Here is a 21850-nt window from a genome sequence, read left to right as displayed (position 1 = left end):
TGAAAAACATGAGTAAGCGTGATTACTATGAGGTGCTGGGAGTTAGTAAAAGCGCAACAAAAGATGAAATAAAAAAAGCGTATCGAAAGCTTTCTAAGAAGTATCACCCTGATATTAATAAAGATCCAGATGCTCCGGAAAAGTTTAAAGAAGTGAAAGAAGCTTATGAGGTTCTTAGTGACGATCAAAAACGAGCACAGTACGATCAATTCGGCCATACTGATCCAAATCAAGGGTTTGGCGGCTTCGGTGGTGGAGATTTCGGCGGCTTTGGATTTGAAGATATTTTCAGCTCTATTTTTGGTGGCGGAGGCAGACGTCGTGATCCGAATGCCCCAAGATCTGGAGCTGATTTGCAGTATACGATGACGTTGTCGTTTGAAGAAGCAGTATTTGGGAAAGAAACGACGATTGAAATTCCGAGAGAAGAAACATGTGATACGTGTAACGGTTCTGGAGCAAAGCCAGGAACATCGCCAGAGACTTGTTCACATTGCGGCGGCTCCGGACAATTAAATACAGAACAAAATACACCATTCGGTCGCATTGTTAATCGACGCGTCTGTCATTATTGTAACGGAACAGGTAAGATGATTAAGTCTAAATGTTCAACATGTGGTGGAGATGGAAAAGTTAAAAAACGCAAAAAAATCTCCGTTAAAATTCCAGCAGGAGTTGATGATGGTCAGCAGCTCCGCGTGTCAGGTCAAGGTGAGCCAGGTGTAAATGGGGGCCCGGCTGGAGACTTATATGTCGTTTTCCATGTTCGTGATCATGAATTTTTTGAACGTGACGGTGACGACATCTATTGTGAAATGCCATTAACCTTTGCCCAAGCTGCATTAGGGGACGAAATTGAAGTACCGACATTGCATGGTAAAGTAAAGCTGAAAATTCCAGCAGGAACACAAACAGGAACGAAATTTAGACTTCGTGGAAAAGGTGTTCCCAATGTTCGTGGATACGGTCAAGGGGATCAACATGTTATCGTTCGCGTTGTGACGCCAACAAATTTAACGGAAAAGCAAAAAGATTTATTAAAAGAATTTGCGAACGTTTCTAGTAATCGTCCAGATGAACAAGAAGATAGTTTTTTTGCAAAAGTGAAAAGAGCATTTAAAGGAGAATAAAACGAGATTGGAGCTTGGTGAAACATGAAATGGTCGGAAATTAGCATCCATACAACACAAGAAGCTGTAGAACCCATTTCAAATATTTTACATGAAGCAGGTGCAAGTGGTGTCGTAATTGAGGACCCATACGAACTTATAAAAGAGCGTGACTCTATTTATGGTGAAATATACGATTTAAATCCGAACGACTATCCTACAGAAGGCGTCATAATAAAGGCTTATTTACCAATCAATAGTTTCTTAGGGGAGACGGTTGAAGGGATTAAGGAAGCAATTAACAACTTGTTAATCTATGACATTGATTTAGGTTTGAATCAAATCACCATTAGTGAAGTAAATGAAGAAGAATGGGCAACTGCCTGGAAGAAGTACTATCATCCTGTTAAGATTTCCGAAAAGTTTACGATTGTACCGACTTGGGAAAACTATGAACGAGTTCATACGGATGAACTAATTATTGAATTAGACCCAGGAATGGCGTTTGGAACGGGTACACACCCGACGACAGTACTATGTATCCAAGCTCTAGAACGAACTGTTCATAAAGGTGCCCATATAATTGATGTAGGGACTGGTTCTGGCGTTTTAAGTATTGCTTGTGCGATGTTAGGGGCTAAAAAAGTTACAGCACTAGATTTAGATCCTGTCGCTGTTGAAAGTGCAAGATTAAATGTGAAGTTAAATAAAGTCCATGAAGTCGTACAAGTTAAACAAAATAACTTATTGGACGATGTCACAGAAAAAGTGGATATTGTTGTTGCTAATATATTAGCTGAAATCATTTTGCGTTTTCATCATGATGCAGCTAAAATTGTAAAACCTGGTGGATACTTTATTACATCTGGCATTATTCAAAATAAGAAAAATGAAGTACGTGATGCTTTAATAGATGCAGGATTTACCATAGTTGAAACACTTGTTATGGAAGACTGGGTAGCATTTATCGCCCGTAAATAAGAGGGATGTAGCATGCAGCGTTATTTTATAGAACTTTTAAAAGAAGAAATGAATAGTCGTTTTTTTATCACGGGGGATGTGACGCACCACATCTCCCGTGTGATGCGTATGAAACCGAGTGATGAATTGATTTGCTGTTCAAAGGATGGGTATACCGCAAAATGTGTAATAGAAAAAATTTCTAGTGAACAAGTGGAGTGTACTGTTTTAGAATGGTTGGAGAACAGCAATGAATTACCTGTCGAAGTGGTGGTCGCGAGTGGGTTGCCTAAAGGGGATAAGCTAGAGCTGATCATCCAAAAAGGAACGGAGCTCGGGGCATCAGCGTTTATCCCTTTTAATGCGGCTCGTTCAGTTGTTAAGCTTGATGAAAAAAAAGCTGCTAAAAAAAGAGCGAGATGGGAGAAAATCGCGAAAGAGGCTGCGGAGCAATCTCATCGCAATCAAATACCAGCAGTTCATTCCCCTTTATCATTTAAACAGATGATACAACGAGCAAATTCGGCTGATGTAAAGATTGTCGCATATGAAGAGGTAGCAAAAGCGGGAGAAATGAGCAATTTGCAAAAAGCTCTCTGCGCAACAAAGCGTGATCAAACGATTTTCGTTGTTTTTGGCCCTGAAGGTGGGCTAACAGAAGAAGAAATTCACCAGCTTAAAGAAGTTGGTTTTATAACATGTGGATTAGGGCCACGAATATTACGGACAGAAACTGCACCCCTTTATTTATTATCAGCAGTTTCTTACCAATTTGAACTCATGAGGTGATAATAGATGCCATCTGTTGCTTTTCATACACTTGGTTGTAAAGTAAACCATTATGAAACAGAAGCCATTTGGCAGCTTTTTAAAGAGGCTGGCTATGAGCGAACTGATTTTGATCGGATAGCAGATGTTTATGTTATTAATACATGTACGGTTACCAATACAGGTGATAAAAAGAGTCGTCAAGTGATTCGACGAGCTATTCGTAAAAACCCTGAGGGGGTTATTTGTGTAACAGGCTGTTACGCGCAAACATCCCCTGCAGAAATTATGGCGATTCCAGGTGTGGACATTGTCGTTGGAACGCAAGATCGTCATAAAATCCTTGATTTTATCGAGCAGTATAAGCGAGAACGCGAGCCTATTAACGGTGTTTCGAATATTATGAAGGCTCGTGTCTTTGAAGAACTAGACGTTCCAACATTTACGGATCGTACTCGTGCATCCTTGAAAATTCAAGAAGGTTGTAATAACTTTTGCACGTTCTGTATTATTCCTTGGGCGCGTGGTTTAATGCGTTCACGTGCTCCACAAGAAGTCATTAAACAGGCACAAAGCTTAGTAAATGCAGGGTATAAAGAAATTGTGTTGACAGGTATCCATACTGGTGGATACGGTGAAGACATGAAAGATTATAATTTTGCGATGCTTTTATCCGATTTAGATGAGAAAGTAAAGGGATTGAAGCGAATTCGAATATCCTCGATTGAAGCAAGTCAAATTACCGATGAAGTGATTGAAGTGTTAGATCGATCAGATAAAATTGTTCGACACTTACACATTCCATTACAATCTGGTTCCAACTCCGTTTTAAAGCGGATGAGAAGAAAGTATACAATGGAGTTTTTCGGTGAACGCTTAAATCGTCTTCGTGAAGCTCTTCCGGGTTTAGCGATTACATCTGACGTCATTGTTGGTTTTCCGGGCGAAACAGAAGAGGAGTTTATGGAAACGTATCAGTTCATTAAAGAACATCGTTTTTCTGAGCTACATGTATTCCCATATTCAAAACGAACTGGAACTCCTGCAGCACGAATGGAAAATCAAGTGGATGAAGAGGTAAAAAATGAGCGTGTTCATCGCTTAATTGCGTTAAGTGACCAATTGGCAAAAGAGTATGCGTCGCAATATGAAGGTGAAGTTCTTGAAGTGATCCCAGAAGAGCGATTTAAAGAAAATCCAGATAGTGGTTTATTTGAAGGATATACGGATAACTATTTAAAAGTAGTATTCCCAGCAACAGAGGAAATGGTTGGGAAAATTGTGAAAGTAAAAATAACAAAAGCAGGATATCCTTATAATGAAGGGCAATTTGTCCGAGTTATGGAGAATGAAGAAGAAAAAGAAAATTCAATGAAAATGTCATCATAATGAAAATGTAAAGTTGTTATAAAAGAGGTACGAGCAGAATCGTATCTCTTTTTTTATGACAGTTCACTTAGTTTAAGCGAAAAGTTACATAAAAAATCATCTGCTGTCAAAGCTAAAAAAAGATTTACTCTTTTTAGGGAAATGTACGGACAACCACTCGTAATTTTCATAAACTAATGGTAAACTTAAGAGGTACGTACAACTGAAAACAGAAGGGAGACTAACATGTATGTCAAACATTGCAAGTATCATTGATCATACAGCTTTAAAACCTGTAATCACAAAAGACGAAATCGTAAAGCTTTGTAAAGAAGCGAAAGAATATACATTTGCTTCAGTTTGTGTGAATCCAACATGGGTAAAAACAGCAGCTGAATTATTAAGTGGAACAGATGTAAAGGTATGTACAGTCATCGGTTTCCCATTAGGTGCAAACACACCAGAAACAAAGGCATTTGAAACGAAAAATGCGATTGAAAATGGTGCAACTGAAGTAGATATGGTTATGAATATCGGTGCTTTAAAAGATAAAAATTACGAACTCGTAGAAAAGGACATTCGTGCGGTTGTTGATGCGGCAAAAGGGAAAGCGTTAACAAAAGTCATCATCGAAACATGTCTTTTAACAGAAGAAGAAAAAGTAAAAGCATGTGAGCTAGCTGTAAAAGCAGGTGCTGATTATGTAAAAACATCCACTGGATTCTCAACAGGTGGGGCAACGGTTGAAGATATTCAATTAATGAGAAAAACGGTTGGCCCAGAAATTGGCGTGAAGGCTTCAGGTGGTGTGCGCGACCGAAAAGGTGCAGAAGAAATGATTGAAGCAGGTGCTACTCGTATTGGTGCAAGCTCTGGTATTGCCATTGTGAAAGGTGAAACGTCTACAAGCGATTATTAATCCAGTGTCTTTTTTAACTACATTCTTTATCACGTATACAATTCGTTTTTGTGAAAAAAATAGATATAAAGGTTTAACATTGACCAATATCGTTGATTATATTATACTATGTTAGTACATGTTTCTAATTGATGAATCATGAATGTTGATTGGTTTCGTTCGGAGGGAGGGAAATAGGATGTCTAAAACAGTCGTTCGTAAAAACGAATCGCTTGAAGATGCTCTTCGTCGCTTTAGACGCCAAGTATCGAAAACTGGTACTTTGCAGGAAGTTAGAAAGCGCGAGTTCTATGAAAAGCCTAGCGTTAAACGTAAGAAGAAGTCTGAAGCTGCAAGAAAACGCAAATTTTAAAAGAGGGTGTACGAATGAGTCTTCTTGAGCGTTTAAATCAAGACATGAAGCAAGCGATGAAAAATAAAGAAAAAGACCGACTTACTGTTATCCGTACGGTGAAAGCCTCATTACAAAATGAGGGGATTAAGCTTGGGAAAAGTGAGTTAACAGAAGAAGAAGAACTAACGGTTCTTTCTCGTGAATTAAAGCAACGCAAAGACTCCCTCCAGGAATTTGACAATGCAGGTCGTTCAGATTTAGTTGAAAAAACTCAATCTGAGATTGACATATTAACCGATTACATGCCTAAACAATTATCTGAAGATGAGCTACTTCAAATTGTAAATGAGACAATTGCAGAAGTTAACGCGTCATCTAAGGCGGATATGGGTAAAGTAATGGGTGCGATTATGCCGAAAGTAAAAGGTAAGGCAGACGGATCGCTTGTGAATAAATTAGTAATACAACAACTTTCATAAAATATTAGAAGGCACCTGCAAAAGGTGCCTTCTGTTTATAATAAGGATCATTTTGAAAAAATATTAATGAGTTAGGTCTTATTCGAATAAAAAAGTGAAACCTAAAGATAGAAGGAATCGTAGTACTTAATGAAACTGAAATAGGGAGGAGGAAGGGGGCTTTTGCAAATAAAAATAAAGCGCATCGTTTCTATTTTGTATCTATGCAGCCTTTTCCTAATGATTTGGTTGGGTGGATCACAACCGCTTAGAGCTGACAACAATAAAGTTTACGTTATTCCAATTGAGGAAACAGTTGAAAAAGGTCTTTCTGCTTTTATTGAAAGGTCAATTAAAGAGGCAGAAACAGAAGGAGCAACGAAGATTATTTTTGAGCTTAACACGCCAGGTGGAGCTGTCGATGCGGCGGTTGAAATCGCAAAACATATCAATAGCACAAAAATCGATACGGTCGCGTATGTGAATAAGCAAGCCATTTCTGCAGGTGCTTATATTGCTTTAAATACGGATGAGATATATTTTCACCCAAGTGGTACGATGGGTTCAGCAGCTATTATTGACTTAGAAGGGAACGCTGCGGATAAAAAAGCGGCATCGTTTTGGAAAGCCGAAATGATAAACGCAGCTGAAGCGCATCAATTGGATCCGATTTATGCAGAGGCAATGGTCGATGCAAACGTTGATTTACCACAAGTTGGAGCAGCAAAAGGTGACTTGCTTACGTTAACGGCAAAGCAAGCTGTAGAAGTCGGTTATGCAAAAGGAATCGTCTCAAGTTTAAATGACTTATTGGAAGAACTTGCATTACAAGATGCAACCGTTGTTCAGTCAAATGTTAGTTTTGCGGAGAAAGTCGCTCGTTTTCTCACACATCCTGTTGTCGTTCCGATTCTTTTATCCATTGGTAGTATCGGCCTTATATTGGAACTGTATACACCAGGATTTGGAATACCGGGATTTATGGGATTATCTTCACTTTTACTCTTCTTTTATGGACATCAAGTCGCCGGTTTGGCTGGTATGGAATCTTTCATTTTGTTCATAGGCGGTATATTACTCATTATTGTCGAATTTTTCATACCGGGTGGTATAGCCGGATTGCTCGGGGCAGTTGCCATTATTATTAGTTTGTTTTTTGCATCTGGAGATATATCACAAATGGCTATATCGTTAGTTATAGCTGTCGTTGCAGCGGTTTCGATATTTATATTAATGACGAAGGTGTTTGGAAAACGCATGAAATTTTTTAGGAAGATTGTTTTAAGTGATCAAACGACAACAGAAAAAGGGTACGTGTCGAATGCTTCACGGACAGAGCTCCTCGGTCAGGTTGGAATGGCGCTTACAACGTTAAGACCTGCTGGAACCGCGCTATTTGGTGATGAACGACTTGATGTTGTCACAGAAGGCGGGTATATTGAAAAGGGAAAAAAAGTAAAAGTTATAAAAACGGAAGGTTCACGTATTGTTGTTCGTGAACTAAACGAATAGGAGGAGAATAAATGGATCCGTCTACATTCTTACTATTAGGTCTTATTGTAATTGGATTTATTTTACTAGCTGTACTATTTACGTTTGTCCCAGTCATGCTTTGGATTTCAGCGTTAGCTGCAGGCGTGCGAATTAGTATTTTTACACTAATTGGAATGCGACTTCGCCGAGTGATTCCGAGTCGAGTCATTAATCCATTGATTAAAGCAAGTAAAGCTGGATTAAATGTAACGACAAATCAATTAGAAAGCCACTATTTAGCTGGTGGTAATGTCGATCGAGTTGTAAATGCGTTAATTGCAGCGGAACGAGCAAATATTGAATTATCTTTTGAGCGCTGTGCAGCGATTGATTTAGCAGGCCGTGATGTATTAGAAGCGGTGCAAATGAGTGTTAATCCAAAAGTGATTGAAACTCCTTTTATCGCTGGTGTGGCAATGGATGGAATTGAAGTGAAAGCAAAAGCTCGAATTACTGTTAGAGCTAATATTGATCGTCTAGTCGGTGGTGCTGGAGAAGATACGATTATTGCCCGTGTCGGAGAAGGAATTGTAAGTACAATTGGTTCTTCTGATAATCATAAAAAAGTATTGGAAAACCCAGACTTAATTTCACAAACCGTTTTAGGAAAAGGATTAGATTCAGGCACTGCTTTTGAAATCTTATCGATTGATATCGCTGATGTTGATATCGGCAAAAATATCGGAGCTATTTTACAAACAGATCAAGCAGAGGCTGATAAAAATATTGCGCAAGCGAAAGCGGAAGAACGCCGTGCGATGGCTGTTGCAAAAGAACAAGAAATGCGCGCGAAAGTTGAAGAAATGCGCGCGAAAGTTGTCGAAGCAGAAGCGCAAGTTCCACTTGCAATGGCAGAAGCGTTACGCTCAGGTAATATTGGCGTAATGGATTACATGAACATTAAGAACATTAGTGCGGATACAGATATGCGGGATTCAATTGGAAAACTAACGAAGGATCAAGATGATGAAGAATAAAAGTTCTGTTTCAATAATAAGGAGATGGAACGATGAATGTATTTGAACTATTATTAGATAATCCGTTACTCATTGCAGTGTTGATCGGGATTGTGACATCCATTTTAGGACGTAAAAGAGAAAAAGAGAAAGAGGAGGCTCCCCCGAAGGTTAAACGTGCTAGCGTTCAACAAACAACTAACCAAAAGGTAGAAATACAAAGTGTTGAGGAGCAAAAGGTTGTCTCGGAAATTGAGAAACGGTATGAAGAAATTAAAAATCGTAATAAAGAGATGCCTGTAAATACACGTTCAATAAAAATACAATCACCATCTTTGAAAAATAAAGCGGTGAAAAAGAATCGAAAACCTTCATTGCAGTCACCTGTCGACGGGATTATATGGAGTGAAATTTTAAAAGAACCAAGATCAAAGCGTCCCTTCAATGCATATAGACGAAATTAGCAAAGTTTTGGTGTTAGAACCTCTATTTATCTCATAAATATGAGATGAAAGGGGGTTCTTTTTTATGGCGAAAAAATGGCATAAAAAAATGACAAGTTGGTTAACAAGGTCGTTAGAAGTACCTCCTGATGTGATGATGGATCTTCCGAGAATAACGATGATTGGGCAACTCCATATTTACATAGAAAATCATAAAGGCCTATTAACGTTTTCTGAACAAGAAGTTCGGTTGCTCCTTAAGCAAGGACAACTATTAATAAAAGGCAATCACTTCGTCATTAAGACGATATTACCTGAAGAAATTTTGTTAGAAGGCCAAATTGAAAAGGTTCTCTATATCGATCAGTAATGATAGGAGGTACATGATGAAAAATAAATGGATTTATTTTTTTACCGGGAATGTCCAAGTTGTCATTGAAGGTGTTGGTACGGAACGATTTATTAATGACTGTGTAAGGGAAAGGATTTTTCTATGGGATGTAAAGCGTCATCGTTCGGGGAAAGTCTCTTTTTTTATTCGTCTTCAAGATGTACATGCACTAAGAAAAGTTGTTCGAAGAAATGATTGTACATGTACATTTCTAAAACGAAAAGGTCTGCCATTTTGGATTAAAAGATCGTATAAAAACAGCGGGTTTCTAATTGGAATGACATGCTTTTTTATTATTGCATTCCTTTTATCAAACATGGTTTGGGGGATTGAAATTCAAGGTGCTGAACCGAAGACAGAGCATTTAGTAGAGAAAGAATTAAAGAAAATCGGTATTAAAACAGGTGCATTTCAATTTCTGTTACCTGAACCAGACGACATTCAAAAATATGTGTTAGATGAGGTTGAAGGCATTACATGGATAGGTGTTGATTTAGTCGGGACAACCTACCATATAGAAGTGGTGGAAAAAAAAGAACCACCAGAGAAGGAGTATGTTGGCCCACAGCATATTGTCGCTTCAAAGGAAGCGGTTATATCAAGAATGTTTGTAGAAAAAGGTCAACAGATGGTATCGATTCATGAACATGTTCAAAAAGGGCAAATTTTAGTGTCTGGCATTATTGGAAATGAAAAAAATGAACAGCTAGTAGGGGCAAAGGGAGAAGTGTACGGAGAAACATGGTATGAAACGGTCGTAAAGGTCCCATTGGAATCGACGTATGAAGTGTTAACGGGAAATTATATAACAAAACATAAAATCGATATTTACGGATTCAGCGTCCCTTTTTGGGGATTCAAAAAAAATGAATATAAACAGTTTGAAAAAGAAGTCACCAATAAACCATTCCATTTTCTTCACTGGACATTGCCGATTAGCTATGTAAACGAGACGTACCGAGAATCAGAAACAGTAACAAAAAAGTATACGAAGGAAGAAGTGAAAGAAAAGGGATTAAACTTAGCGAAAAAAAATTTAAAAGAAAAGCTTGGGGAGAAAGATGAAATCAAAGAAGAAAAAGTTTTGCAAGAAAGAAATGAGAATGGTAAAGTTAAGATGAAAATACTTTTCCAAGTTATTGAAGATATTGTAGAAACGAAACCAATCGTACAGGGAGATTAAAGAATGCCAGAAGCTTTAGTAACCATTAACCAACAGTTGGAAAACCCGAATGAAGCGATTGCTTTATTTGGTATTCATGATGTTAACTTAAAACGAATTGAAGAAGAATTAAATGTTTCGATCATTACTCGTGGAGAATCCGTATCTGTTTCAGGTGAACATAACAAAGTACAGCTTGTTGACAAGCTTTTGCATGCCTTATTAGTTGTTATTCGTAAAGGCGTCCATATAACGGAACGAGACGTTTTATATGCCATTCGTATGGCGGAAAGTGGTTCACTCGATGATTTTGCCTATTTATATGATGAAGAGATTGCTAAAACAGCAAAAGGAAAATCGATACGTATTAAAACATTAGGACAGCGAACATATATTGAGGCGATAAAGAAAAAGGATTTAGTATTTGGAATTGGTCCTGCAGGGACAGGTAAAACCTTTTTAGCTGTTGTCATGGCTGTTCATGCGCTGAAGAACGGGTTCGTAAAGAAAATTATTTTGACGCGTCCAGCCGTTGAAGCGGGTGAAAGCTTAGGTTTTTTACCAGGAGATTTAAAGGAGAAGGTAGATCCTTATTTACGACCACTTTATGATGCGCTGCATGAAGTGCTTGGCGCAGATCATACGGCCCGACTCATCGAAAGAGGAACAATTGAAATTGCACCGCTTGCCTATATGCGGGGACGCACATTAGAGGATGCGTTTGTGATTTTAGATGAAGCTCAAAATACGACACCCGCGCAAATGAAGATGTTTTTAACAAGATTAGGTTTTGGCTCAAAAATGATTATTACTGGGGACATATCGCAAGTTGACTTGCCAAAAGGAGTCAAATCAGGTTTAGCGGTTGTACAAGAAATTCTATCTGATATTAAAGGGATTTCTTTCGTTTACTTAGAGCAAAAGGATGTTGTAAGACACCCTCTCGTTTCCAAAATTATTGCTGCGTATGAACAAAAAATGAATGGATAAAAAGACCCGTCTCCCGCTATGAACGGGTTCTTTTTACACAATTTAATAGCCATCACCGACAGGGATGGGGAGGTTTAATCATTGAGTAAGAAAATGAAGAAAAATAAGAAGAATATTCGTGTTTTTAATCAAATAAAATCACTACACTTTTTGTTATATCCCGTTCTGTCAGTTATTCTTTTTGTCGTTCTTTTTAGCAATGTAAAGCCCGATACATTTGATGTTAAGCTGTTTACCGTCTCTGATCAAACGATTTATGCCCCTACAACAATGGTAGATGAAGAGATGACAAAAAAAAGGCGCGATGAAGCAGCGGCAAATGTAGAAGATCAATATGTATTAAATCGAGAATTTGCTAATAATAGTGTGTCGATGGTCAATTCTATCTTCGAAACCATAATGGTAAAGAAAACGGAAGTAAAAGAAGAAAATGAAGTAAATATTTCTGAAGATGAAAAACTTTTACAGCTCCAAGATGCCTTGAAATCTCAAGGTTACGAACAAATTCCTGCAGATGTTCTCACTACGCTGTTAAAAGCTGATGAAAAAGATTTAAAAATGGCGGTAGATTCGGTCATTACCGCTGTCAATACGATTATGAGTAACCCGATTACCGTTGAGAAAGTGGAAGAGGCACGTGCAAATGTGAAAGATAATCTTCAATATGGGAACTTATCGAACGAACTGGTTGATGCAGCAGCAAAAATCGGTGAAATCGCCATCATTCCAAACTATACATATGATTTAGAAGCGACCGAGGAAAAACGAGAACAAGCGAGAGAAGAAGTGCAAGAAGTTCAAATTAAGCAAGGGCAAATTATTGTTGAAGAAGGCCAACTTATTGACCGAGAAGTGTATCGGAAACTTGACCTATTAGGTCTACTCGATAATAAATATACGTTCCAACCATTTATTGGGCTTGCCTTACTAATATTACTAATGGTTGCATTGCTTGCTTACTATTTTGAAAAAGAAAAAAGCTTTTATATTACAAGGCAGCAATCACTCCTTTTGTATACGATCATTTTTAGCATTACATTAGCAATGATGAAAATTATTAGTTTATTCCAGGAAATGGACTATACACATATCGGGTTTATCGTACCAGTCTCAATGGGGGTTATGTTAATTAAACTTCTCATTAACGATCGTTTAGCCTTTTTATCCAGTTTATTATTAGCGGTGTGTGGAAGTTTAATTTTTAACGATGATGTAACGAGTACTTTTAATTTTGTTATCGGTCTTTATTATTTATGTGGATGTTTAGCTGCCGTACTCTTTTTAGGTGAGCATAATGTTCGCGCAAAAATATTGCAGTCAGGTTTATTTGTCTCATTTGTAAATGTATTTGTTATCACATCCATTATTTTAATTCAAAATGGAAATACAACTAACCTGGAAATCGGTTCTTATTTTGTTATGGCAGTTGTTTCAGGAATCGTTTCATCTGTACTTGCAATCGGATTTATGCCCTTTTTTGAATCGGGATTTGGAATATTATCTACGATGAAGTTAATTGAGCTATCGAACCCGAACCATCCGTTATTGCGTAAAATTTTAACCGAAGCTCCTGGAACGTACCATCATAGTGTGATGGTCGCTAATTTAGCAGAATCTGCATGTGAAGCAATAGGTGCGAACGGACTGTTAGCTCGTGTTGGTAGCTATTATCATGATATTGGGAAAACGAAGCGACCGCATTACTTTATCGAAAATCAAATGAATATGGAGAACCCGCATGATAAGCTTTCAGCACAATTAAGTAAAAATGTCATCATTGCCCACGCTACAGAAGGTGCTGAGATGCTTCGAAAATATAAAATGCCAAAAGAATTTGTGGATGTTGCTGAGCAGCATCACGGAACGACTCTTCTAAAATATTTTTATCATAAGGCGAAAGAAAATAGCGAGCATGATATTATGGAAGAAGAGTTTAGATACCCTGGGCCGAAACCACAAACGAGAGAAATTGCTGTTATTTCAATTGCGGACAGCGTAGAAGCTGCTGTTCGGTCGTTAAAAAACCCAACTCCTGAGAAAATTGAGAAGCTCGTACAATCCATAATTAAAGACCGCGTACAAGATGGTCAATTTGACGAGTGTGATATTACGTTTAAGGAATTAGATCTAGTCGCAAAATCATTGTGTGAGACAATGAAAGGGATTTTCCATTCTCGCATTGAGTATCCAGAACTAAATAAGAAGGTGAAGCAAGTATGAGATTGATGATGGACTTTGTTGATGAGACGGGTGTATTAACAGAAGAGGAGCAGAACAAAATTGAACTTCTTCTTGAATTTGCAGCCGAAGAAGAAAACGTACAGTCAGGTGCTGAACTGTCTATAACCATCGTGACAAATGAAGAAATTAGGCAAATAAATCGAGAGTATCGAGGGAAAGATCAACCAACAGATGTTATTTCATTTGCCATGGAAGAAATGGGAGAAGGGGAAGTGGCCATTCAAGGAGAAAACTTACCCGTTACACTCGGCGATATTATTATTTCCGTGGAAAAGGCGAAAGAGCAAGCAGAAGAGTATGGCCATTCTTTTATTCGTGAACTAGGGTTTTTAGCATTGCATGGATTTTTGCATTTACTAGGCTATGATCACATGACAGAAGAAGAAGAGAAAGTAATGTTTTCAAAGCAGAAGGAACTATTAGAGAAATATGGCCTCCATCGATCCATTTAAATCAAACTTTAAGCGATTCGTGCATAGTTTTCGATTTGCATGGCATGGGATCGTTGCAACGATAAAATCAGAAGTGAATTTTAGATTTCATCTTCTTGCAACTGTCATCGTGATTATGGCTGGAATTTATTTTCATATTCGTTTATTTGAATGGATGATGATCGTTTTTCTTATTGGTGGGATGTTGGCTTTAGAGTTAATGAATACGGCGATTGAACGTGTTGTCGATTTAGTAACGCAACAACATCACCCGCTTGCGAAAAAGGCAAAAGATGCAGGAGCTGCGGCTGTTTTTGTTTTTGCGGTCGTTTCGGTCATTATCGGCTTATGCATCTTCTTACCGAAATTAACTTTCTTGTAATAGTTTTAATTTTCTGATAATATAGGTTGGAATTTTAATCCGATTTCATGTAAAATAGGAGTAGAGGCTGCTAGCAACATAAGAAAGGAAGAGCGTCAATGAATATCGAACAATTAATTTCAGAAGCAAAAGCAGCAAGAGAATTAGCTTATGCACCGTATTCAAAATTTAAAGTAGGTGCAGCCGTTTTGACAAAGCATGGAGAAATTTATAAAGGTTGTAACATTGAAAACGCAGCTTATTCTTTATGTAATTGTGCTGAACGAACAGCACTATTTAAAGCGGTTTCTGAAGGTGAAAGTCAGTTTAGTGCCATTGCTGTAGTGGCAGAGACAAAAAGGCCTGTTCCACCTTGTGGGGCTTGTCGACAAGTCATATCCGAGTTATGCCCAAAAGATATGAAAGTCATCTTATCTAACTTAAATGGAGATGTGCAAGAATTAACTGTAGAACAATTGCTTCCAGGAGCATTTTCACCGGAGGATTTACATGAATAACGAATTTAAGTCAGGATTTGTTTCTATTATTGGCCGACCAAATGTCGGAAAATCAACGTTTCTTAATCGAGTTATTGGACAAAAAATTGCTATCATGAGCGACAAGCCTCAAACAACTCGTAATAAAATTCAAGGTGTTTACACAACGAATCATTCACAAATCGTGTTTATAGACACACCCGGAATTCATAAACCGAAACATAAGCTAGGCGACTTCATGATGAAAGTGGCTATTAATACATTAAAAGAAGTAGATCTAATTCTTTTTGTGGTCAATGCTGAAGAAGGTCTTGGTCGAGGAGAGGAATTTATTCTCGAGCGGTTAAAAGAAACGAATACACCTGTATTCCTTGTTATTAATAAAATTGATCAAATCCACCCTGAAAAGCTACTACCGATCATTGATCAATATAAGGATAAATATAACTTTAAAGAAATTGTTCCAATTTCTGCATTACAAGGAAATAATGTCGAAAATCTGTTGCAGGAAATCGAATCCATTTTACCAGAAGGACCTCAATATTATCCGAGTGATCAAGTAACAGATCATCCTGAACGTTTTATTATTTCCGAACTTGTCCGTGAAAAGGTGTTACATCTAACAAGAGAAGAAATTCCTCATTCCGTAGCGGTTGTGATTGATTCGATTGAAAAAAGAGAGAACAATCAAGCTGTTTATGTAGCTGCCACTATTATTGTTGAACGAGATTCGCAAAAAGGTATTATTATTGGAAAGCAAGGCAAAATGCTAAAAGAAATTGGGCAGCGAGCCCGTGTAGACATTGAGAATCTGCTTGGTTCTAAAGTGTTTTTAGAGCTATGGGTAAAGGTGCAAAAAGATTGGCGAAATCGGTTAACACAGTTGCGTGATTTTGGTTTTAGAGAAGACGAATACTAAATTGAATTTAGCAAAATCTGTGTGACATGAAAAAGAACATAGTGGTCAACATAACACGTAAGAGGATATGGCTTCTACTCTTAATGAGGAAGGTGGTTTCAACATGTTAGATTTCACCTGGAAATTTTTTGCTCACACCGGAAGTATTGATACGTACCTTCTGTTTAAAGAGCTTGAAAAAGAGAAGGTAGAAGGAATTGAAACGGAAGAGGATGAATTAATGGAGTTAGACTTTCCTGTATCCTAGTGCTATATCCAGTTGGATGGTGAACATGTTTGCTTTATAAATGTGAAGGAATTGTAATTCGTACAACGGATTATGGCGAATCAAATAAAATTGTGACAATATATACGCGAGAAAGCGGAAAAGTAGGGGTAATGGCAAGAGGGGCGAAAAAGCCAAACAGTCGCCTCGCAGCTGTTACCCAACTTTTTACGTACGGAACCTTTCTCTTTCAAAAATCATCTGGATTAGGAAGCCTGCAGCAAGGTGAAACGACGAATTCGATGAGGTTGATTCGTGAAGATATATTTTTAACGGCCTATGCATCGTATTTAACCGAGTTACTCGATAAAGGGACTGAAAATAATCAGCCGAATCCATTTTTATTTGAGCTTCTTTTTCAAACATTACATCGTTTATCAGAGGGTACGGATCCTGATATATTAAGATATATTTTTGAAATGAAAATGCTAAATGTTTTAGGCCTGTATCCGAATTTAAATGAATGTGTTGTATGTGGAGGAAAAGAAGGGGCTTTTCATTTCTCCATTCGAGAGAACGGGTTTATTTGCCACCGTTGTTTTAATCATGATGCATACCGATTAAACATATCACCGACTGTTGTAAAGTTATTACGCGTTTTTTATTATTTAGACTTGTCGCGCCTTGGGCAAGTTTCCGTCAAGGAAGAAACGAAAAAGGAATTAAAATGGGTGATTGATGAGTATTACCGTGAATATTCCGGGCTCGTTATTAAATCAAAAAGATTTTTAGATCAACTTGACAAAATACGCGATAAGTTGTAGAAGATAATATTGACAACCGTTTCTTTTTTCTATACTATTCAATTAACTACATATTATGATATTGCTTTGAAGGAAAGGAGTACTTACGTTCACCATAAAAAGCGACCTTAGGATGGTGTGAGCTAAGGTATGGTTCGTGAGGAAGGGCGTTCTGGAGCAATATGTTTTGAAAAGAGGCTGACGTATTTATTTACGTTAGCAAATAGGGTGGAACCGCGAGTTACTCTCGTCCCTATGCGACATGACGCATAGGGACGAGAGTTTTTCTTTTTTCGTACGTTATTTTAAATGGAGGTGTTTTATATCATGAATATTCAAGAAATGATTTTAACGTTGCAAAAACATTGGTCAGATCAAGGATGTATTTTAATGCAAGCGTACGATGTGGAAAAAGGGGCAGGAACGATGAGTCCTTATACGTTTTTACGGAGCATCGGACCTGAACCATGGAATGTTGCATACGTTGAACCGTCAAGGAGACCTGTAGATGGTCGGTATGGAGAAAACCCAAACCGCCTTTACCAGCATCATCAATTTCAAGTTATTATGAAACCATCGCCAACGAACATTCAAGAACTATATTTAGATTCATTACGAGCCCTTGGAATTGATCCATTAAAGCATGACATTCGTTTCGTTGAGGACAATTGGGAAGCACCAACACTTGGAGCTGCTGGTCTTGGATGGGAAGTTTGGTTAGACGGAATGGAAATTACCCAATTCACGTATTTCCAACAAGTAGGCGGTTTAGAGTGCAAACCGGTTTCTGTAGAAATTACATACGGAATTGAGCGACTTGCTTCCTATATTCAAGATAAAGAAAATGTGTTTGATTTAGAGTGGACAAAAGGATTTACGGTAAGAGATATTTTCTTAATGCCAGAATATGAGCATTCGAAATATACATTCGAAACATCAGATACAGACATGTTGTTTCAATTATTTAACATTTATGAAAAAGAAGCACATCGTCAAATGGATGAAGGCTTAGTCCATCCGGCGTACGATTATGTATTAAAGTGTTCCCACACGTTTAACCAATTGGATGCAAAAGGAGCGATTTCCGTTACAGAAAGAACAGGATATATCGGAAGAGTTCGTAATTTAGCGAGAAAAGTTGCGAAAACCTTTTATGAAGAACGTGAAAAATTAGGATTCCCAATTTTAAAGGAAAAGGAGGCGAACAGGGATGAATAAACGTGATCTATTAATTGAAATTGGTCTTGAAGAAATGCCAGCAAGGTTTGTCACAGACGCAATTAATCAGTTTGCCGAAAAAGTAGCAAAATGGATGAGAGAGCATAATATTTCACACGGAGAAGTAAAAAAATACTCCACACCTCGCCGTTTAACAGTGTTAGTAACAAACGTTGACGAGAAGCAACAAGATATTCAAGAAGAAGCGAAAGGTCCTGCAAAAAAAATTGCGCTAGATGATAACGGAAATTGGTCCAAAGCAGCCATCGGTTTTTCTAGAGGACAAGGAGCATCTGTTGAAGATATTTACTTTAAAGAAGTAAACGGTGTTGAATATGCATTCGTTGAAAAATTCATTAAAGGTCAAGAAACGAAAGAATTACTAAAAGGACTAAAATCGTTAATCGAAGGATTAACATTCCCAAAAAATATGCGCTGGGGAAGCTACGATCTCCGTTATGCAAGACCGATTCAATGGCTTCTTGTTATGTTTGGTAAGGAAGTCATTCCATTTGACATTACCGATATCGAAACGAGTAATGTCACATATGGACATCGTTTTATCGGTGACAAAGCAGTGGTATCTAAACCTTTAATGTATGAACAAGTGCTTCTTGATCAATACGTTTTAGCAGATTCTGATAAACGAAAGCAAGTAATACGAGAGCAAATAAAAGCGATTGAAGAAGAGAAAAAATGGGTTATCCCAGTCGACGAAGATTTATTAGAAGAAGTTACAAATCTTGTTGAATATCCGACAGCGTTACATGGAACGTTTGAAGAAGATTACTTAAATCTTCCTGAAGAAGTGCTGATTACAACAATGCGTGAGCACCAGCGTTATTTCCCTGTTAAAGATGAAAATGGAACGCTATTACCGTATTTTATTACCGTTAGAAATGGTAATGCCGACCATTTGGAAAATGTTGCAAGAGGAAATGAGAAAGTACTCCGTGCACGACTTTCAGATGCAAACTTCTTCTATGAAGAAGATCAAAAATTATCCATTAACGATGCATTACAAAAGCTAAATAAAATCGTTTTTCATGAAGAACTTGGTACGGTTGGTGAGAAAGTAGAGCGCATCATAAAGCTTGCAAAAAAGCTAGCTAATAGACTTCATTTATCCGATCAAGAAATGGTTTATGTTGAACGTGCTGCTGCTATTTCGAAGTTCGATTTAGTTACTCAACTTGTGTATGAATTTCCTGAGCTTCAAGGTATCATGGGTGAAAAATATGCTCGTATTAAAGGGGAATCTGAAGAAGTAGCTGTGGCTATTAACGAACACTACATGCCAAGACATGCTGAAGATGAGGCTCCAACATCTACAATTGGTGCCATTGTAGGTTTGGCTGATAAACTTGATACGATTGCAGGGTTCTTCTCAATTGGAAAGATCCCATCAGGTTCTCAAGATCCATATGCATTGCGTAGACAAGCAAGTGGTATTGTACAAACGTTAATAGCAAAAAAATGGCGTATTCCTTTAGAAGAGTTATTTGAATTGGCGATAGAGCCATTTAACGAAGGCGAAACATTACGTGAGAACTTGTTATCCTTCTTCCAAATGCGTGTAAAACATGTACTTCAAGCAGAAGGCATTCGTTATGATGTAATTGATGCCGTGTTAGACTCTTCTTACCATGAAGTGAATGCATATGTGGAAAGAGCAAAAGTGCTTGAAATAGAGCTTCAAAAAGAAGAATTTAAAGAAGTGGTAGAAGCTTTATCTCGAGTAATCAACATTTCGAAAAAAGGTGAGTGTCAAGAAATAAATCCTTCCCTTTTCCAAAAGGATGAAGAGCACTCGTTATACAAATCATACTTACAATTACATGAGCACTATAAGCCCCTAGCTTTAAATGGCGAATTTGGACGTGCTTTTGAGCAATTAAAAATGTTAAAAGATGTCATTAATCAATATTTTGATGAGATTATGGTCATGGCAGAGGATCCGGCTATTCGTCAAAACCGTTTAGCACAAATGGCTCAATTAGCAGCAATCCTCACATCTTTTGCCAACTTGAACACGATTATCGTAAAATAAATATATTCATCAAAAAAGACGATTATCCTCTATCGGATAATCGTCATTGTTTTTTGAAAAATTCATTTAATAGGTCTTATTGTTACTACATTTAGCTTTTTTCACTAGTCAACCTGAAGAAATAGTATATAATATTTTTATATAGTATAGCCTATTTGAAATTTGAATCTTATTTTGAACTTGTGATTCATGCTAAGGTGGTGAGAACAATAGAACTAAATAAGCGTCAAGAACAAATTTTGCAAATCGTGAAAGAAAACGGTCCGATAACAGGGGAACATATTGCTGATCAATTAAATTTAACAAGAGCAACTTTACGTCCAGATTTAGCAATCTTAACGATGGCGGGGTATTTAGAAGCTCGTCCACGAGTTGGATATTTTTATACTGGAAAGTCTGGAACTCAACTTTTATCAGATAAACTAAAGAAGCTTCAAATAAAAGATTTTCAATCCATTCCTGTTGTAGTTCATGAAAATGTTTCAGTATATGATGCGATTTGTACAATGTTTTTAGAAGATGTAGGAACGTTGATTGTTGTAGATGACAAATCCTTATTAGTCGGTGTATTATCAAGAAAAGATTTATTAAGAGCAAGTATTGGTACACAAGATTTATCATCTATTCCGGTACACATCATTATGACAAGAATGCCAAATATTACCGTATGCAAAAAAGATGATCTCATCATTGATGTTGCTAAAATATTAATTGAGAAGCAAATAGATGCATTACCGGTAGTGAGAGAGACGGAAGAGGGGCTTGAAGTAACTGGTCGTGTTACGAAAACGAATATGACTAAAATATTAGTCGCTCTTGTCGAAGATGAGATTATCTAGTGATGGGGGGATCAGATTGAGTAACCGGATTTTATATGTTGTTTCTGACTCTGTAGGCGAAACCGCTGACTTAGTCGTAAAAGCCGCAATTAGTCAATTTAATGGTGCTGCTCATAATACAAATGTTAAGCGAATTCCTTACGTTGAAGATACGGGGACGATTAAAGAAGTGATACAACTTGCTAAGTTAGATAATGCCATTATTTGCTTTACACTTGTTGTTCCTGAGCTGCGCGAATATTTAATTGAAGAAGCAACGAAACAAGGTGTCGTTTATCATGATATTATTGGGCCGCTTATTGACAAGATGGAATCCGCTTATGAAATAAAACCAAAGTATGAACCAGGTCGTGTTAGACAATTAGATGATGATTATTTCAAAAAAGTGGAAGCGATTGAATTTGCGGTGAAATATGATGATGGCCGTGATCCGCGAGGGATTATGAAAGCGGACATGATCTTAATAGGTGTTTCTAGAACGTCTAAAACACCATTGTCACAATATTTAGCGTTAAAACGCTTTAAAGTAGCAAATGTTCCGATCGTACCGGAAGTAGATCCACCAGAAGAATTATTTAAAGTTTCACCGAAAAAATGCATCGGGTTAAAAATCAGCCCTGAAAAATTAAACTTTATTCGGAAAGAGCGATTAAAAGCATTAGGACTTAATGATCAAGCTTTCTATGCAAACATTGATCGGATTAAAGAAGAAATTGACTATTTTGACAAGGTTGTAGAAAAAATTGGCTGCCAAGTTATCGACGTATCGAACAAAGCAGTAGAAGAAACGGCGAATATTATCCAAACGATTATGAGTGGTCATATAAAGTAAAGTGTTATATGACCATGTTAAGTGTAGTAGTTAAGTGTAGTATTCAATGATAGAAAAATGCGG

Annotated in this window: 24 protein-coding genes and 1 other annotated feature; all 24 genes read left to right on the top strand. The window is 37.5% G+C overall.

The features are described 5' to 3' along the window. Window positions 1–8: 8 nt before the first annotated feature. The 24 genes from dnaJ to MLD65_RS04045 all read left to right on the top strand — a co-directional run bounded on the left by dnaJ (window position 9) and on the right by MLD65_RS04045 (window position 21787). On the top strand, window positions 9–1130 hold the full coding sequence (dnaJ, locus tag MLD65_RS04160; protein WP_243290611.1) for a molecular chaperone DnaJ: 1122 nt from the start codon (window positions 9–11) through the stop codon (window positions 1128–1130). Window positions 1131–1154: 24 nt separating this feature from the next. Next, the gene (prmA, locus tag MLD65_RS04155) at window positions 1155–2090 is read left to right on the top strand and encodes a 50S ribosomal protein L11 methyltransferase (protein WP_243290610.1); all 936 of its coding nucleotides are present in this window, start codon (window positions 1155–1157) and stop codon (window positions 2088–2090) included. 12 nt (window positions 2091–2102) lie between these two features. Further along, window positions 2103–2858, top strand: a complete 756-nt coding sequence (locus MLD65_RS04150; protein WP_243290609.1) for a 16S rRNA (uracil(1498)-N(3))-methyltransferase — start codon at window positions 2103–2105, stop codon at window positions 2856–2858. Between the two features lie 6 nt (window positions 2859–2864). After that, complete coding sequence (gene mtaB, locus MLD65_RS04145; RefSeq protein ID WP_243290608.1) at window positions 2865–4226, top strand: tRNA (N(6)-L-threonylcarbamoyladenosine(37)-C(2))-methylthiotransferase MtaB; 1362 nt, start codon at window positions 2865–2867, stop codon at window positions 4224–4226. 229 nt (window positions 4227–4455) lie between these two features. Continuing rightward, a complete protein-coding gene (gene deoC, locus MLD65_RS04140) occupies window positions 4456–5124 on the top strand; it encodes a deoxyribose-phosphate aldolase (RefSeq protein ID WP_243290607.1) in 669 nt (222 codons plus the stop codon). Window positions 5125–5302: 178 nt separating this feature from the next. After that, the gene (rpsU, locus tag MLD65_RS04135; protein WP_243290606.1) at window positions 5303–5476 is read left to right on the top strand and encodes a 30S ribosomal protein S21; all 174 of its coding nucleotides are present in this window, start codon (window positions 5303–5305) and stop codon (window positions 5474–5476) included. Between the two features lie 14 nt (window positions 5477–5490). After that, on the top strand, window positions 5491–5937 hold the full coding sequence (locus MLD65_RS04130) for a GatB/YqeY domain-containing protein (protein ID WP_243290605.1): 447 nt from the start codon (window positions 5491–5493) through the stop codon (window positions 5935–5937). A gap of 168 nt (window positions 5938–6105) precedes the next feature. Next, complete coding sequence (locus MLD65_RS04125) at window positions 6106–7428, top strand: NfeD family protein (RefSeq protein WP_481748490.1); 1323 nt, start codon at window positions 6106–6108, stop codon at window positions 7426–7428. Window positions 7429–7439: 11 nt separating this feature from the next. Next, window positions 7440–8426 (top strand): flotillin-like protein FloA, encoded by a 987-nt coding sequence (floA, locus tag MLD65_RS04120; protein WP_243290604.1) that lies wholly within the window; start codon window positions 7440–7442, stop codon window positions 8424–8426. Between the two features lie 32 nt (window positions 8427–8458). Beyond that, window positions 8459–8869, top strand: coding sequence for a hypothetical protein (locus MLD65_RS04115; RefSeq protein ID WP_243290603.1), 411 nt, complete (start codon window positions 8459–8461; stop codon window positions 8867–8869). A gap of 64 nt (window positions 8870–8933) precedes the next feature. Then, window positions 8934–9218 carry a sporulation protein YqfC gene (yqfC, locus tag MLD65_RS04110; protein WP_243290602.1) on the top strand — a complete coding sequence of 95 codons (285 nt, stop codon included), beginning with the start codon at window positions 8934–8936 and terminating at the stop codon, window positions 9216–9218. A 16-nt stretch (window positions 9219–9234) separates the two neighbouring features. Continuing rightward, complete coding sequence (gene yqfD / locus MLD65_RS04105) at window positions 9235–10422, top strand: sporulation protein YqfD (RefSeq protein ID WP_243290715.1); 1188 nt, start codon at window positions 9235–9237, stop codon at window positions 10420–10422. Between the two features lie 3 nt (window positions 10423–10425). Continuing rightward, window positions 10426–11391, top strand: a complete 966-nt coding sequence (locus tag MLD65_RS04100) for a PhoH family protein (protein WP_243290601.1) — start codon at window positions 10426–10428, stop codon at window positions 11389–11391. 93 nt (window positions 11392–11484) lie between these two features. Further along, window positions 11485–13611 (top strand): HD family phosphohydrolase, encoded by a 2127-nt coding sequence (locus MLD65_RS04095; RefSeq protein WP_243290714.1) that lies wholly within the window; start codon window positions 11485–11487, stop codon window positions 13609–13611. Beyond that, on the top strand, window positions 13608–14084 hold the full coding sequence (gene ybeY / locus MLD65_RS04090; protein WP_243290600.1) for an rRNA maturation RNase YbeY: 477 nt from the start codon (window positions 13608–13610) through the stop codon (window positions 14082–14084). Before MLD65_RS04095 ends, ybeY begins: the two co-directional genes overlap by 4 nt. Then, window positions 14062–14445, top strand: coding sequence for a diacylglycerol kinase family protein (locus tag MLD65_RS04085; protein WP_243290599.1), 384 nt, complete (start codon window positions 14062–14064; stop codon window positions 14443–14445). Before ybeY ends, MLD65_RS04085 begins: the two co-directional genes overlap by 23 nt. 98 nt (window positions 14446–14543) lie before the next feature. Beyond that, a complete protein-coding gene (locus tag MLD65_RS04080; protein WP_243290598.1) occupies window positions 14544–14942 on the top strand; it encodes a cytidine deaminase in 399 nt (132 codons plus the stop codon). After that, window positions 14935–15840 (top strand): GTPase Era, encoded by a 906-nt coding sequence (gene era / locus MLD65_RS04075; RefSeq protein ID WP_243290597.1) that lies wholly within the window; start codon window positions 14935–14937, stop codon window positions 15838–15840. Before MLD65_RS04080 ends, era begins: the two co-directional genes overlap by 8 nt. A gap of 103 nt (window positions 15841–15943) precedes the next feature. Further along, window positions 15944–16087: a YqzL family protein gene (locus tag MLD65_RS04070; RefSeq protein WP_243290596.1), complete on the top strand. Its 144-nt coding sequence runs from the start codon at window positions 15944–15946 to the stop codon at window positions 16085–16087. 29 nt (window positions 16088–16116) lie between these two features. Further along, a complete protein-coding gene (gene recO, locus MLD65_RS04065; protein ID WP_243290595.1) occupies window positions 16117–16869 on the top strand; it encodes a DNA repair protein RecO in 753 nt (250 codons plus the stop codon). A gap of 57 nt (window positions 16870–16926) precedes the next feature. Next, window positions 16927–17106 (top strand) — a binding site (T-box leader). A 69-nt stretch (window positions 17107–17175) separates the two neighbouring features. After that, the gene (gene glyQ / locus MLD65_RS04060) at window positions 17176–18066 is read left to right on the top strand and encodes a glycine--tRNA ligase subunit alpha (RefSeq protein ID WP_243290594.1); all 891 of its coding nucleotides are present in this window, start codon (window positions 17176–17178) and stop codon (window positions 18064–18066) included. After that, window positions 18059–20116 (top strand): glycine--tRNA ligase subunit beta, encoded by a 2058-nt coding sequence (gene glyS, locus MLD65_RS04055; protein WP_243290593.1) that lies wholly within the window; start codon window positions 18059–18061, stop codon window positions 20114–20116. The genes glyQ and glyS overlap by 8 nt, the downstream gene beginning before the upstream one ends. Before the next feature lie 200 nt (window positions 20117–20316). Next, on the top strand, window positions 20317–20955 hold the full coding sequence (ccpN, locus tag MLD65_RS04050) for a transcriptional regulator CcpN (RefSeq protein WP_243290713.1): 639 nt from the start codon (window positions 20317–20319) through the stop codon (window positions 20953–20955). A 16-nt stretch (window positions 20956–20971) separates the two neighbouring features. Beyond that, window positions 20972–21787, top strand: coding sequence for a pyruvate, water dikinase regulatory protein (locus MLD65_RS04045; protein ID WP_243290592.1), 816 nt, complete (start codon window positions 20972–20974; stop codon window positions 21785–21787). The last annotated feature ends 63 nt before the right edge of the window (window positions 21788–21850 follow it).

The organism is Bacillus sp. FJAT-47783, assembly GCF_022808615.1.
Taxonomy (GTDB): Bacteria; Bacillota; Bacilli; order Bacillales; family Aeribacillaceae; genus Bacillus_BZ.
This window is presented reverse-complemented; position numbering and strand designations above follow the sequence as displayed.

Coding starts and splice junctions, on each gene's coding strand:
- dnaJ (WP_243290611.1), top strand. CDS start 9: ATGAGTAAGCGTGATTACTATGAGGTGCTGGGAGTTAGTAAAAGCGCA.
- prmA (WP_243290610.1), top strand. CDS start 1,155: ATGAAATGGTCGGAAATTAGCATCCATACAACACAAGAAGCTGTAGAA.
- MLD65_RS04150 (WP_243290609.1), top strand. CDS start 2,103: ATGCAGCGTTATTTTATAGAACTTTTAAAAGAAGAAATGAATAGTCGT.
- mtaB (WP_243290608.1), top strand. CDS start 2,865: ATGCCATCTGTTGCTTTTCATACACTTGGTTGTAAAGTAAACCATTAT.
- deoC (WP_243290607.1), top strand. CDS start 4,456: ATGTCAAACATTGCAAGTATCATTGATCATACAGCTTTAAAACCTGTA.
- rpsU (WP_243290606.1), top strand. CDS start 5,303: ATGTCTAAAACAGTCGTTCGTAAAAACGAATCGCTTGAAGATGCTCTT.
- MLD65_RS04130 (WP_243290605.1), top strand. CDS start 5,491: ATGAGTCTTCTTGAGCGTTTAAATCAAGACATGAAGCAAGCGATGAAA.
- floA (WP_243290604.1), top strand. CDS start 7,440: ATGGATCCGTCTACATTCTTACTATTAGGTCTTATTGTAATTGGATTT.
- MLD65_RS04115 (WP_243290603.1), top strand. CDS start 8,459: ATGAATGTATTTGAACTATTATTAGATAATCCGTTACTCATTGCAGTG.
- yqfC (WP_243290602.1), top strand. CDS start 8,934: ATGGCGAAAAAATGGCATAAAAAAATGACAAGTTGGTTAACAAGGTCG.
- yqfD (WP_243290715.1), top strand. CDS start 9,235: ATGAAAAATAAATGGATTTATTTTTTTACCGGGAATGTCCAAGTTGTC.
- MLD65_RS04100 (WP_243290601.1), top strand. CDS start 10,426: ATGCCAGAAGCTTTAGTAACCATTAACCAACAGTTGGAAAACCCGAAT.
- MLD65_RS04095 (WP_243290714.1), top strand. CDS start 11,485: ATGAAGAAAAATAAGAAGAATATTCGTGTTTTTAATCAAATAAAATCA.
- ybeY (WP_243290600.1), top strand. CDS start 13,608: ATGAGATTGATGATGGACTTTGTTGATGAGACGGGTGTATTAACAGAA.
- MLD65_RS04085 (WP_243290599.1), top strand. CDS start 14,062: ATGGCCTCCATCGATCCATTTAAATCAAACTTTAAGCGATTCGTGCAT.
- MLD65_RS04080 (WP_243290598.1), top strand. CDS start 14,544: ATGAATATCGAACAATTAATTTCAGAAGCAAAAGCAGCAAGAGAATTA.
- era (WP_243290597.1), top strand. CDS start 14,935: ATGAATAACGAATTTAAGTCAGGATTTGTTTCTATTATTGGCCGACCA.
- MLD65_RS04070 (WP_243290596.1), top strand. CDS start 15,944: ATGTTAGATTTCACCTGGAAATTTTTTGCTCACACCGGAAGTATTGAT.
- glyQ (WP_243290594.1), top strand. CDS start 17,176: ATGAATATTCAAGAAATGATTTTAACGTTGCAAAAACATTGGTCAGAT.
- glyS (WP_243290593.1), top strand. CDS start 18,059: ATGAATAAACGTGATCTATTAATTGAAATTGGTCTTGAAGAAATGCCA.